This is a genomic window from Paenibacillus koleovorans NBRC 103111, from assembly GCF_004000845.1.
GTDB classification, from domain to species: domain Bacteria; phylum Bacillota; class Bacilli; order Paenibacillales; family NBRC-103111; genus Paenibacillus_AA; species Paenibacillus_AA koleovorans.
In genome coordinates, this window is the sequence record NZ_BIMA01000003.1 from 91,162 (window position 1) to 105,445 (window position 14,284).

The 14,284-nt window shown below is 56.6% G+C and carries 8 protein-coding genes; 1 reads left to right on the plus strand and 7 read right to left on the minus strand.

Going from position 1 to position 14,284, the window contains the following annotated elements:
* Nucleotides 1–97 precede the first annotated feature (97 nt).
* Nucleotides 98–1,048: a helix-turn-helix transcriptional regulator gene (locus PKO02S_RS02085; RefSeq protein ID WP_127579425.1), complete on the minus strand. Its 951-nt coding sequence runs from the start codon at nucleotides 1,046–1,048 to the stop codon at nucleotides 98–100.
* Between the two features lie 97 nt (nucleotides 1,049–1,145).
* On the opposite strand from PKO02S_RS02085, the gene PKO02S_RS02090 reads away from it, so the two are divergent.
* Complete coding sequence (locus PKO02S_RS02090) at nucleotides 1,146–1,637, plus strand: GyrI-like domain-containing protein (protein ID WP_127579426.1); 492 nt, start codon at nucleotides 1,146–1,148, stop codon at nucleotides 1,635–1,637.
* A 62-nt stretch (nucleotides 1,638–1,699) separates the two neighbouring features.
* Here the strand turns inward: PKO02S_RS02090 and PKO02S_RS02095 are convergent, their stop codons facing one another.
* The 6 genes from PKO02S_RS02095 to PKO02S_RS02120 form a co-directional block, all read right to left on the minus strand.
* Nucleotides 1,700–7,438, minus strand: coding sequence for an Ig-like domain-containing domain (locus PKO02S_RS02095; protein ID WP_164821246.1), 5,739 nt, complete (start codon nucleotides 7,436–7,438; stop codon nucleotides 1,700–1,702).
* A gap of 414 nt (nucleotides 7,439–7,852) precedes the next feature.
* The gene (locus PKO02S_RS02100) at nucleotides 7,853–8,374 is read right to left on the minus strand and encodes a GNAT family N-acetyltransferase (RefSeq protein WP_127579428.1); all 522 of its coding nucleotides are present in this window, start codon (nucleotides 8,372–8,374) and stop codon (nucleotides 7,853–7,855) included.
* 1,212 nt (nucleotides 8,375–9,586) lie between these two features.
* Entirely contained in the window at nucleotides 9,587–11,821 is a 2,235-nt protein-coding gene (locus PKO02S_RS02105; RefSeq protein ID WP_127579429.1) for a hypothetical protein, read from the minus strand.
* 465 nt (nucleotides 11,822–12,286) lie between these two features.
* Nucleotides 12,287–13,108, minus strand: a complete 822-nt coding sequence (locus tag PKO02S_RS02110; protein ID WP_127579430.1) for an ADP-ribosylglycohydrolase family protein — start codon at nucleotides 13,106–13,108, stop codon at nucleotides 12,287–12,289.
* A gap of 37 nt (nucleotides 13,109–13,145) precedes the next feature.
* Nucleotides 13,146–13,853 (minus strand): DNA alkylation repair protein, encoded by a 708-nt coding sequence (locus tag PKO02S_RS02115; protein WP_127579431.1) that lies wholly within the window; start codon nucleotides 13,851–13,853, stop codon nucleotides 13,146–13,148.
* Nucleotides 13,854–13,858: 5 nt separating this feature from the next.
* Nucleotides 13,859–14,266, minus strand: coding sequence for a hypothetical protein (locus PKO02S_RS02120; RefSeq protein WP_127579432.1), 408 nt, complete (start codon nucleotides 14,264–14,266; stop codon nucleotides 13,859–13,861).
* Between the last annotated feature and the right edge of the window lie 18 nt (nucleotides 14,267–14,284).

Here is a 14,284-nt window from a genome sequence, read left to right on the forward strand (position 1 = left end):
GCAGCAGCTCCAGAAGCTTTTCCTTCGAACAGCCTTTCAACTCCCGCTTAATCTGAGCCTGTGATATCATTCCTCTTCCCCTACTTGTCTTCTTGTTTCATTCCCTCATTTCCTCGTACCGAGCTGCGATTTTCCTCACATAAGCCCCAAATGCTTCCCGTACCTCCGTCGGCTCCAGCACCTCGCATTTGTCCCCGAACCGCAGCAGCACATCGTACCCGGAGGCATCGTTCACGATCTCATAGAGCGCCAGGCAATGATCTTCCTCCACGCGCAAAATGTGGTCCTCTCCGAACCGCTCGATCACTTGATCCTTGACCGACAGTGCCAGCCGCAGGGTCACCGTCACCCGATTCCCGCTCATCCAGTCCGTCCCATCCATGGCCATCGGGGTAAACGGACGCGCCGCGAACGTCTCCGCCATCACGCAAAGTCCGCTCATCCGAGACAGCTTGAAAATCCGGTACGCCTCCCGATCGACGCAATAGGCTTGGACATACCACTTGCTTTCCTTAAACACGACACGATAAGGCTCCACTCTCCTGGAGGTTGCCTTCCCGTCCTTGTCCATGTAGCCAAACTCCAAGTAACGACGCTCATTCATAGCCGTCTCCAGTAAGCTGAGCAGCGCGCGCAGCTTTCGGTTGCCCCGGTTCAAAGCCAAATCTGCCACAAAACCGCCGGCCCCCACTCTCGACTCAATCCCCACTCCAGCTCCAGATTCCGATCGGAGGCTATTCAGCTTCTCCAGCGCATGCAGAATGTCCTTGTGTCCGAATAGCTGCTTGTAGCTTTCCAGGCTTGTGGCAAGAGCTTGCACATCCTTCGGCGTGAACAGCTTCTTGTCCATCTTGAAGGCGCTCATCAGCCCTACTCCGCCCGTTGCCCCCTGCGTCGTGAACACCGGCAGCCCGGCCATCGTCAACGCCTCGATATCCCGGTACACCGTCCGCCGGCTAACCTCCAGCTTCCGGGCGAGCGCTCCGGCACTAATGACTTCATGCTCCAGCAGAATAAAAACAATAGCAAGCAAACGATCGATTTTCATGCTCTCCCCCCGCCTCAAGTATGCCACACTGCTGTCATAGTTGTCATGCTAAGCTGGATGCGTAAGGCAGCCAACATAACGTATGGGAGGAACTACAATGAGCGAGTACCGGGTTGAGCAAAAAGAAAGCTTCCGTCTAGTAGGCTTCAAAACCATGTTAACGGGATCAACCGAGATTCATTCGCCAGCCTTCACGGGGCAAAAAACAGCCTTTTTCAAAACCGTGATCCAAGACGGGCAAATGGCGCTCCTTCGGCCGCTGGCGGAAAGTCCTTATGGGTATGGCGCGATCGCTGTGGAGGGAAACACCGTTTCCTACTATGCAGGCGTTGTCACCAACCGGCAGGCGGAGGAAGGTCTCGGAGCGGACGAGCTGCTGTTTCCGGGCGGAGATTACTTGGTGCTGGAGGGAGCCGGCGGATTGTCGCGATTGGCGTTCGATAAGCTGGAGGATCAAGCGTTCGGCGAGATGCTGCGCGAGTCGGATGAATGGGCCTATGCCGGCGGGCCGGTGGCCGAGGTGCTGCTGAACGGCAATCCGACCGACGCGCAGGTGGAGGTTTGGGTGCCGGTTAGGAAGCGCGGGTAGAGGCGAAATGATGTCGACTAGAAAAAGACTGCCGACAACCGGCAGTCTTCTCGCTTTATCCGTTATTCTTCCACGCCCCAAGCTTCCTTCAAGTCCGCCACATATTGCACCAAAGCAGCCTTAGCCGCCGCAGACACATGCTGTTGCATATTCGACTTGTTCAGATGCTTCAGCAAATCGTTCAAATGCTTGGCCGCCTTATCCGGCGAGCCTTTGTCGTACTGATGCTGCGCCTGCGCCAGACCGTTGGTCACCTGGGGCACCAACGGGCCGGACAGCTCGCCGGAAGCGATATACCCTTGCACAAGCCCGCCCAAGCCCAACAGGGTGACAGGCACCGCCTCCGTCTCAAACGTGACCCCCACCGGCACGGTGTTCACGTACGAATAAGGAACGGATGTCGGATTCGGCCTCACATGCCGCAGCACATTCGGCTGAACCTCCACGTAGTAGTCGGTGCCAGGCTCCAGTCCGCCTGGGAAGCTCACTACCATCCGCTTCTCCTTGTACGTGTAGCCTACACCGGTCTTGAACTGGACCACAAAGTCCGTACCTTCCGCCAACTGCACGCCTGTAGCATCCGTGCCTTCGTACACCTTCACGATCCCCGCGAAATTCGAACCGCTCAGCAGCTGCGGCGTGCTCGTCGGGTCGATCTTGTTGATGTCGCCGATGCCCTCGCGGTTCAGGAACTCGACGTTGAAGCCGATCTCCACTTGAGCATCTACCGGCACTGCAGTCGCATTGCTCCCCGGCGCGATGAACACATCCGGCGTTGCATCATATGTCCATACGTCCGACCATCTGGCCGGGTCCAGCTGGCGAGTCGTCAAGACGGCCCATGAATTCCCCGGAATTCCCGTAACCCTGTACACGCCTCCAGCCGTATTGGACGATTGCGTTGACGCAGCCCCGCTTGAGGATAGAACGCCTTTCGCCGTAATCTTACCGTCGCCGTTCTCGTTCCACATGTACACATAATAGGTTTTGGACGTATCCAGCCCTTCGACGCTAATGCTCGTAGCCGCCGTCAGCGACTGATTGAGCAGGAACAAGCTTTGCTCCGTCCCGTCCGCACTTTCCAGTGCCGCAACGATTTTACCCGACACCCCGCCGTCTCCCATACCGCCGCGAACTTTCGCCGTACTCCAGCCGGTTTCCGTCGTCAGCGATTGCAGCAAGAAAGACCAGTACTCCGGACGAAGCTCATACCCGTCTCGCGCGTCTCGAATCATGCTGTGGTCCTGAATGTCCCCGTCATACTTGGCATGATACACGTCCCACTTGCTGGTGCCGTCGAACCCAAGCGCAGCCGACATAATGTTGAAGCCCGACGTTTCGTACGCGTATTTGATCAAATTGGCCTGGTTTCCGCTGTAATTCGGATTCATGTAGCCTTTGTTCGGGCCGAATTCGGTAATCTGAACCGGCTTGCGCTGATTTTCCGGCAAAGCGTTGATAATCGCCTGCACCGTAAGCAGCATATTGTAGCGCGTCGAGCCGTCGAACCAGTAGCGATGGATCGAGTACACGTCGACCACGTCGTTCAGATTTTCGCCCATCAGCTTGAACCATGCCATCTGGCTGCCGGTCAGCAAGTCGCCGCCCACGATATCCACCAGATTGCGAATGCCCTCGTTCTTCAAAGCCGTATCAAGCGCGCGATACACCTGCACGTACTTGTTCATATCGATCGGCGTATCGTCGTTCGGCTCGTTGTAGATCGTCAGCGATTTGATATTGCTGTACCCTTTGGTCACGATCAGCGTCTTCAGATGCTGCGCCCAACGCGCCATCCCGGTGCTGATGTCCCAATTGAGATCGCCGCTCGCCACGACCTGCCCACCTATCTCCACCGCCGGGTGCCAGTATGTGAGGTTCACAGCGGAACCGGTGTCCATCGCGAGCTGCAGCGTTTGCTCCAGCGACTCATAGTTCAAATCCCCGTAGATCCCCGTGTAGCCCGTGTTGCCGCCGGCCGCCGTGTTGATGTACGGAATCGCCCGCTGCGGATCCGGGTCATAGAAAATGCGCGTATATTTCGGATTCAAATTGATCAGCTTGTCCTTCAAGTTCTCAAGGTTGGCGTCGGTGGCGTTGTAGACGGCCCGGTTCAGGTCGGAGAACAGCTGATGATTGTACTGGCCGCCCCAGCCGTAGAAGTCTTCCACCAAAATATTGCCGTTCACCTCTTGCGATATAGCCGGTTTGTACACAAAGTTGGCGTTCGTCCCCTCGAGCGGTGTATCCGGTGCAGCCGGAGGATCCCCATCCGGAGCAGCGGCTTGCAAGCCCGGGATATTCACCAAATACGGCTTCGTAATCGGCAGCGGCGACAAGTTGTAGTCCGCTATGTTTGTCCCGTTGGCCAGCGTGTTATAGGGATTGGAGCCCCATGTGTACAGCACGTCGCTTTTCCAGGCGATCACCGTATCGTTGAACCCGAAGAAGCCTTCCACCCCGTTCAGGGCCGTATTCTCTGTGGCAAAAGGAACGACGGAGCTGTTGCTGATGTCCCCGATGCCGAGACCCAGCTTGGCGCTCTGGTTGCTGCCCCATACGTACACCTTGCCGTCCGAGGCTTGGACCATATAAGTAACGTTAGTGCCGGCCCCAAAGGCTAGAATGCCGTCGAAAATGATAGTCTCCGCATTCGGAATGCCGTTCGTCGCATCATAGATCGCCGCTGTTTTCTGCGGAGCCAGGTTCGCCTTGTTGTTAGAGAAGGTGCCTGCGAACAGTGAGTACACTTGGCCGATATCGTCCAGCATGATCGCTGTGCCGGCCACGGATGCGCTGATCTCGACGAATTTCCGCCCCGTCACCGGGTGAACGACCTTCGCGAAGCGATTGCCCGAATCGGAGGAGAATTGCCCTGCCCCCGTGCCGCCGAAAGCGTACAAATTCCCGAGGTCGGTCAAAATGATTGCGGAAGTCGTGCCGGCCCCGACGATTTCGATTGCTTTCTCAGCCGGATCGGTGCTGAACAGGATCTGCTCCGGCTTCGCCGAATACCAGGCTTTGCCCGCTTCGCTGTACTTGATGCCGTTCGCAACCTGCGCTTCCCACACGGGGCGCAATATGCCAGCCGAGGTCGGGATTCCAGACAGAATGCGGCCTAGCCGGAAGTCATTGTTCCAGCCGTTCGACTCGCTGCCCGTGTTGGCCGCCGATGCTTGCCCCCAGGACCATACTGCTCCGTTCTCGTCGATCACATACGTGCTGCCGACACTGCCCGTAAGCGAACGCTTCTCGCCGGCGAATGCAATCGGGGTCCCGTGGAACGTAGAGGCGGTCGCCCATTGCACCGATGCGCTGGAGTTCGGAATGCCGGAACGCTCGAAGCCGTTTTTGCCCCAGGCATACAGCTGATCGGTGTCCTCGTCCCAAGCGTACAGCAGGTTGCCCTGCGATGTGTAGATGCGGTCGATTCCGCTCAGCTCGACGCCTGCGCTTGTTTGAGCCGCACGGAAAATCCCGGTCAACCCGCCGCTAGGCATAGCTGGAGAGCCGCTGGCGTATATGCCGTTCACGTTGTTGCCGTTCACATACACTTTGCCGTCGGTGGTCAGCAGAGCGGTAGCATTGCCGTCCGCATCCGAGCCGCTGAACGTCACGGCTTGCCGGATGACCGTGGACGGGGATGCTGGAGCGGAGCCGGTCGCGAACTTGTAAGCCGTATCCGACGGCGGGTACTGGCCATGATCTTGATCTTCGAAGGCGCCCGCCTTCACGATGAGGTAGTAGTCCGTGCTGTAGCTAAGCTCGGACGCCGGTGTGAGACGCACTACGGTGTTCTGGTTCTCGAACATTGCCGTAGTGGAGACCAGCGTACCCGAGACGCTGCCTTGTCGCAGCTCGACCGCTGCGTTCAGGCTGCTTAAGTTCGTGACCGCTTTTGAGAACGTGATCGTCGGTTTGATCTTCGTCGAAACCCCGGTTGCGTTGTTAGCCGGTTGAGGGTCGGCTGAGATTTGCCCGACCGTCCGGAACGTTGCACCTTGTGTGGAGATGGCGGCTCCTTGGAAATCCTGAAGCGTACCGCCCTGCAGCTCCACGTAGTAGTCGGCCGTTTCATCCAGCGGACCCGCGAATGTGACGATGAGCGTCTTCCCGACATTCGAGACCGTGTAGGCGCTCGACGCGAGAGCAGTGCCGGCAGCAGATGTGCCGCTGTATACCTTGACGGTATCGGCTATGGAGCTGCCTCCGGTCAGGGTTAAGATCTTGTTGAACGCGATGCTGGGGCTGGCGGTGAGAGATACGCCAGTCGCCTGATGCGCTGGCGAGAACGTTACGGCAAGCGCCGTATCGTCGTTCGCATGCGCAGCCAGCGCCGGCACATTCACGAGCGCCGCTTCGTTGATCGGCTTCGGTGTGCCTTGGGAAACGGTTTGCCCAAGCCCCGAGCCGTTGGCCAGCAGATCGACGCCGGCATTATACCCCCACGTATAGACGACATTGCCCTTCACTGCGGCCCCCGTCGTCCGGAACATGCTCATCGACTCGGCGTCCTTGAGGTACTCGTTGCGGACCGCCGTGGACACGGTTTTGCTGGCCGCCGTCCCATCGCCGAAGCGTACGCCGTGAACCGCACCGCCTGTGGACGCCCCCCACTCATACACATTGCCGTCGGTGGCAACGCCGAACAGCACATGGTTCATCGTCGGACCGAGCGCATACACGTCGCGGAACGTAATCCCCGCAGCCGCGTTGCCGCCAATGCCGCCGGTCGTCCCGTTGCCGTACACAGCCGTTGGCCGTGCTGCGGTGCGCGCGTTGGCGTCGTACACGTTGTTGGCGGCGCCGGAGTTGAACACCGTATAGATCGCGCCTTGATCGTCAAGCAGGATCACAATCCCGCCGGAGGAGACGCTCATTTGCACGAAGGCTCGTCCCGCCGCTTTGTCCGGATGCTCGACTTTGACGAAGATGGCCGAGGCCGAGGTGGAGATCCCTTTGCCGAACGCATACAGGTCCCCTGCCTCGGAGAGGATATAGTTCACACTCGGCACATCGTCCGTCCCGGCAACCGCTATGGCGCGTTCGTCCGGATCGCTCGGGTTGAACACCACTTGACCCGGCAGTACGCTGCTGAGCGTTCCGTTCATCGTGTAAACCGAGTCGCCAACCGTGATCGTGCGACCAAGACGGTAGTCATACGTCGCCAGATTATTCGTGCCGCTGGAGCCCCACGAATACACCTTGCCGTCGGTGGCAACGGCCAGAATCGTGCTCGGCTTGGCGCCGTCGGCGCCGGCTATGCCGCCGAGCGTCCGCTCCTGCGAGCCGTCGAAGGCGATGCCGAGATCGGCCAGCGTCTGGTTGCCGGCAAACTTCAGCTCGGTTGCATAGGGCTGGTCTGCCGGGGTTGTCCCCGTTCCGCCGAGCACCCCCAATTTGCCGCCGTAAGCGCGCCCCCAGCCGTACAGCTTGCCTTCGGCTTGGCTCCAGGCGTACATCGTGCCGCTGTTCTGGTAAATACGCGTGATGCCGGTGAGCGGCGTTCCCGCGCTTTTCAACACCGGGGTGAAGACCGTCGCCGTACCGCCGATCGTCCCGTCTCCCAGCTGACCGTTGCCATTGCCGCCCAGCATGTAGACGCGTCCGTCTACCAGCAGAGCCGTGCTGCCGAATGTTGCAGAAGAATTCGACGTGTTCATCACCACTTGCTGAATGTGCCGGGTCGCCCCATCTTCGCCCGTAATGTCGGAATGCGCCGACACCGGGATGACGAACGACAGGACTAGCGCCAGGGCAAGAATCACGCTGAGCGCCTTACGCATGTAACCAGTTCTCACTATACGGCCTCCTCTTTTCATCCACTTGGAATCGCTTACATTTCTATATAGTACATCACCTCTTCCTAGTTGAAGTATGGTTGAGATTGCAGAAGCATGTCATTTTATGAATCAATTGGGCTCCACTTGTTGGGGGGGCTTGGTGTAGGTGCGGGGCGGGGGGAGGAGTGCGAGGCGTTGCGTGTGGGACGGGCGCGGGGGAAGACGTTAGGCGCAGGGTAGGAGCAGGGTAGGCGTAGGGTAGGCGCAGGGGCGGGGTGCTGGATACCAAACTTCGCTATTGGAGTACCAAATTTCGCATACAAGCTCCATTTCGGCCAATCTGAGTACCAAAGTATCCAATTCGCGAACCTAGCTTCCCGATTAGAGTACTTAGGTACTCAGATTAACCTCCCTCACGCAAAAGAAGGAAATTTAGTTCTCAGTCTGAGTACATAGGTTCTCAGTCCGAAGCAAATACAATCGCATCACTACAAATGGAATCTGCACATCCGATACGCTGCTATAGAAACCCTCACCCGGGACGAACCCAGCCTTGCCATATGCTTTGATTGCTCTTTCGTTAGACGCTGCAACGACTAACCGGAAATTCGACTTACCAAAATAGCTGCCTAAAAAAGAAACGGCTTGCATTAGAAAACCACCTCCGAGTCCTTGGCCGGTTAGATCGGGTCGCAATCCCAGTCCTATGTCGAGCAAGTCCTCGTTGTCATAAACTCCAATTTCATAGCCTCCCGGTACTCGAGCAGAACAGCCGCTGCAAACAAAGCCTACTAGTTGGAACCCTTCATCTTCGACATAAAAATATTCACCATTCATGAATTCTTGGATGCATTCCTCGCTTCCATCCATCGTATACAAGTCATATGGCGGCGGATAGGTCCATGAGGATATTGTTTTTGCGACCGATTCGGTCATAGGCACAAAATGATACATGTCATTCACTCCCGCCATAACGGTTCTCGGAAAAAAGCCAATATACTCTTTTAGTCTAACACTACATTCCTACATTCTCCCAGTCGAAATCTATGTTATCAGTGATGGCACAAGCCGTGTACAGATGAAGTAAGCCAACCATCCGGCAATCAGCCTGATGGTCCTCTGGCGTTGGTGTTCCGTATCCCGCAACCAGCTATCCCACGAGGCGAAGAGCATTCTCGAGAGGCGTGGCGCCTGTACCCTTGCTCCCCAGTCCGAATAAATCGGACTACCGCTCGACTCTCCGCCCGGCAACGCTTTTCTCTGAACATTCGCCTCATTTCAGCATCCATGGTGCCGCCTTCCTGCATCGGTATCCGTAGTCCGACTTTTTCGGACTGCATAGCGTGAGCGGGTCCTGATAGACGCCGTAGTCCGATTACATCCACTTGCAGAGCCATTTGCGCACACCCCCTCCGAAAACGCCGCTCCAATTCGGCAAGTTCGGACTGCAGAGCTTTTCTGGACGGGGAAACGATCTGTAGACCGATTTTTTCGGACTACGGAGCATACGGAGCAAGGTTACTTGGAGCTCGGCGACTATTTTCTGCGTTTCATTGGAAGGCGCAAGCCCTCCTTTACTATTCCAGCTTCCCCTTCATCGAACCGTACGTGAGGTTTTCCCTCATACGGCATTCCGATGTTCTTCTTCCCTCGGCGTTACGGTCCTTTCCTTAACCGCGAATTTCTTGAGCCCCGCAAGTTGAGCCGCTACGGCTGCCTGTTGAGGCTTGCTTGGGGCCTTCCCAGAAAGTCGAAGCCCTGCTCATCTCCCCTCAGGTTGACAAGCTTGGACTTCGACTTGTTCATTTCCGGACGACGAGCGCCCCCAGGGCTTGTTCTTTGGGTTTGCACAGGCCGACGATGGCGTCGGTATAGCGCGCCAGTGTTCCGGTTTCCGCAACCATCATATCCAGATCGTATCCAAGTATTTAGTGGTAATTTTTTCCCATAAACGCAGGTTTGGTTGTCCCCGCTTCTCAGTAATACGACCGCCTCCGCGCCTTTCCCGCACCAGTTTCCTGCTCGCTACGAGGCGACTTGACTCTTGCCTCAATCGCGCTATTGCCTCAACCGGACTTGCACCGGCTATTTGTGCCTAGCTTGGCTAGGTCCGCTATGTCAAAAGGGACGACCTCCCGGCCGTCCCCTGCTTGAGATACAGACTGACTACTTCACGATCACAATGTACTGGCCGTACGAAGTGTGGCCGTTGTTGCCGAGCGACACCGTCGAGCCCGAGGTGAACGATTTGCGGTACAGGCTGTAGGTTACGCCGTTGCCCGCGATGTCCGTGCCCGTATCCGTCCAGGTCGACAGCCAGGAAGGCTTCGTGGTGATGGCGTCGTTATGCGCCACATACACATCGGCATTGCTCGTCACTTGGAACGAGACTAGTGTTGTGCCCGTGTACGCCTTGGAGTCCATCGCCGGGCGAATCCATTCGCTGCCCGCTACGCCGGACGCCACTGCGGAGAACGTCACGGCCCGGTCGCCGTAGGACAAGCTGCCCACTTGCAGATTGTATTGCGATGACCAGTCGGCGGCGTTGGCCGAGTCGTTCACAGTCAGCCCGCTGACCTTCGAGACCGGAGCGACGATGACGATATATTGCGCGTAAGAGGTGTGCCCGTTGTTGCCGAGCGATACCGTCGAGCCGGCGGTGAACGTTTTCTTGTACAAGCTGTACGTCACGCCGTTGCCGGCAATGTCCGCCCCCGTATCCGTCCATGTCGACAACCAGGAAGGCTTCGTGGTGATGGCGTCGTTATGGGCGACATAAACATCCGAAGCACTGCTCACCGTGAAGGAGACGAGCGTGGTACCCGTGTAAGCCTTGGAATCCTGCGCAGGACGGATCCAGTATTTGCCGGCTACACTGGGAGCGATGGACGAAAATACCGTTGTTCGGTCGCCGTAGGAGACATTACCGTTCTGCAGGTTAGCTTGGATGGACCAGTCCGCGCTGTTGGCCGAATCGTTGATCGTCAGCCCTGCAATCGGACCTGCCCCCGGAGGCGCTACGATAGTACGGCCTTCCACTTCTGCGGCCATCAAGTCGAGCCACTCTTCCAGGTTCGTATAGCCGTCGCCGTCATCATCCGCCGTGCTGCTCGGCACGGTCAGCGTGCGGGTGTTGTTGGCTACAACCGGCCAGCCGCCGGCTTCAGCGATGGAATCGATAATCGTCCCTGTTCCGTTCAGCATCTGGTTGATGATTCGAGTCTCATAAGGCAGGCGGTCAGCCGGTCTGGCTCCCGCATTAGCCGCTACGTAGGCCTTCACTTGGCTGGATGGCATCGCCGTCAACCCGGTCGGCCAGACGGTTGCGGAGGAAGCTTGCAGCTGGGACTGGGTGAATGAGGTGCTGTTGCTGACCAAGTCCCATTGCGAGCTGACGGGGAACGAGTGGTTCTCGACGATATTGTCCGAGAGGTACAGCTTGCCGCCGGATGCGAACGTATTGATGATGTCGATCGGCTTCTTGCCTACCGCCCAAGTCGCAAGCGACGGGCCGTTCGAGAAGACGTTGCCCACAATGGCGTTCTGCGTCGGCACTCCCCGATGCGCATTGAATCGGTTGAACGTGTTGACACGATCGTAGAAAACATTGTTCACTTGGACGTAGCCGTCCGACTCCGAATAAGGCATCCGGCCTTCGGCATGGCTGACAAGACTGCCATAGAACAGCAAGTTGGAATTTTGCTGGTTGTCATAGAGCGGACCAAAGCCGTGCGGCGTCGGCGCCGTATCCCCTTCGTCGACATGAATCGAATCATGCAGCGGCTCTGAAGCAATGACATTGCGGAACGTGATGTTGCCGTAAGCGTTGTAGGTCTCGAAGATTTCATCCACCGACCAAGTGAATGTGCAGTGGTCGATGACGACATTCTCGACGCGCCCATTCAAGCCGTTGATGGAGACAGCATCGCGATTCTGCGGCAGCACGCCGGTTGTCGAATCCCCCGGAGCCGAGCGGATATGCTGGATAAGCACGTCGTGCGTGAGGATGCGGATGACCGCGCCGCGCAGGAAAATGCCCGGAGACGGAGCGGTTTGGCCGGCAATCGTGACGTACGGATCTCGAATATCGAGGTAGCCGTCCACGACAATCGTGCCCGATACCTCGAACACAATCGTTCTTGGCCCGGTTTGTGCGAGCGCGTGTCGGAGCGTGCCCGGCGTATTCGTGTTCGCCAAGCTGTTGACTTTGTATACCGTGCCGCCGCGGCCGGCCGGGGTGTCCATGCCGAAGCCCGTGGCGCCGGGAATGACCGGGATGGCGAATGCGGATTGTGCGGCAATGAGCATCAGGAGCAGAGCGAAAGCGCTTACGAAAGTCATCCGGAAAAACTTTGCTGACAGGTTTCCTTTTCCTTGATCCATCAGTGTCACCTCATTCATTAGATTGGAAATGCACCTGGAGGCCTGACCAAGATGAATTCGCCTACAGAATCAGATCATGTTCCTATGTCCGATCCGCTCCTTCCTTGCCAAAATCTGCTTACACCGTCTACTATAGCAACCCTTATGGGGCCTGTAAGACCCGCTATGCCGCCATTTCGTTCATTAATTCGAGATGTCTACCTGCCGGAAGTACACTTTCGAGGCAATTCGTCCAATAATCCGTCAAATCGAGGCGCTGGCTAACTCTGAAAATGCGAAAAACCGCCCAATCGGACGGTCCTTCGCTTATCTTTGCTTTGCTCGCCTCACTCCCTCTTACTCGTCAAGCAGCTCACACACTACCGCCTCCGGCAAAGGAAACCGCCCAGCACAGCCCAAGCTCACCACCACATTTTAAGTATACACACCTGTCATCCAGTAGTAGCGCTACAGCAGGCAGGGATGCTTATTAAGTACGCCAGCCTAAGAATCCGGCAGTTTATATCGTGCTTCGAACCGATCGAGCGTCTGCCTCAGCCCGAAGTCCAGCTTGAATCGGACCATGTCCGCCACATTATGCGGGATGTCCTTATAGTAAGCGTGGGCGATGGCCCCGGTCATACAAGCAATCGTATCGCTATCCCCGCCAAGGGAAATCGCTTTTCGCACAGCATCCATGAAGTTGTCCGCCTCCAGAAAAGCGATGATCGCCTCCGGCACGGAGCCCTGGCAACTGGAATCAAACTTATACGTCTCGCGTAATACCTCTAGCCTGCGATCCAACCGGTATCGGAACTTCGCTGCAATAAAGGATTGGACTTCCTGCTTGCTCTTCCCCGTCCTTGCGAGAAAAACCGCGCTGGCAATAGCCTGGGCCCCTCTGATGCCTTCTCTGTGATTGTGAGTCACTTCGGCGCTTTGCTTGGCTTCGGCAAGCACCTCATTCAGCGTATCAAAAGCGAGCCCAATCGGACTTGCCCGCATAGCGGCTCCATTCCCGAAACTATTATAAGGACGCATCGATTCGCTCTTCATCCACTCCTCGAAACGTCCCCCATATCCGGCATCCGGGTACCTTCTGGCATACTGTTTGATCATTTGAGCGTATAACCGCCTGTTTCGCCTTGCCCTCCAGAACGTTTGATCCGTTTCCTCTTGATGAAGGATCGCATGGGCCACTGCAAGAGTCAACACACTATCGTCCGTAAACCGGGTGAACCGACTGAACAGAGGGAACTCCTCGGTTTTGACATTGTTGATCTCATAAACCGAACCGATCACGTCCCCAACAATAGCACCCAGCACGCCGATCCTCCTTGTCTCACTCCACCAGCACGGTCCCCTAACACCTCACATGCTTGCGCTTGAACCCGATTTTTCCTTTAGCCATAAACTTCTCAATATTCACCATAGCCTCGATATGTTTGCTCTTGCCTTTCTCCTTCTTCACTTCTACCGGACCAACGGCTTTGGCCGTCTCGATGGCTTTCTCATGCAGCGGCATATAAGAGGTCGCCACCGTGTAGAGGAAGTTGTTCATCGAATATTGCGCACGCTCAGGCGCGCCGTGAATCGTCTCCTTCACCAGGTCCAGCAGGCCGGACAGCTTGTCCGCGGAAAATTCCCGGTCCGGCCGGTTCCCGATCAGCCAGCAGTAGCAGCTCCACCCTGCCGACATCCGCAGCTCATCGCCGCTGGCGATCCATTGGTCAGCCACTTCTTGGGCAATATCCGCCTCCGACAACGTCACCGCCACCACGAAATCCGAGATCATATAGAAATAAGCCGCATCGATCCAACGATCATAATCGGCAACCGTCATCCCATTGGGATCGGCAATGATGCCGGCAAAGTACATCGCATCGTAGTTTCCAGTCGCATATAGCTGCTCGGCCAGCTCTTGATTGATTCTGATCTGCTTCACCATCGGCTTCATCTCGCCGGTAGCGACTCCGAACAGCGGCTCCTGCGCTCCGTTGGACACGTACATTTTCTTCAGGCGATCTTTGCCGAGCGTTTCGAGTCCTTGCATGACCATTTCCGCATTCATCGGTTCTACACATCCTTTTCTTTTTCAATCGCCACTCTCAACAACAACAAAGCCGACAAGCCGGTCAAAGGAGTCATCAGCCACATTTCCAAGCCGGAGCTGGAGGCCAAATTCCCAAGCGTATTCAACACCATGAGGGCAAACAGCACCCAGATGGCGATTCTAACGGTTCTACTAAACCGATCCTTCAAAATATATCCCGCTCTCGCAGCAACCACCGTCATGAACACGGCTAGGACCAGGATGGATAAGGCTTCGAACACGATAAACTCGCTGTCCCCCTCCAGTCTGCCTCCCCAAACAAAATCATGCGGCAAAATGCGCAGCAAAATCAATAGATGCATCAACACCGCGGCACCGTTAATCACCAGAATAATCTGGCACGCACGTCTAACACTAATGAAGCTTCTCATTGTTCAACTTGCCCCCCC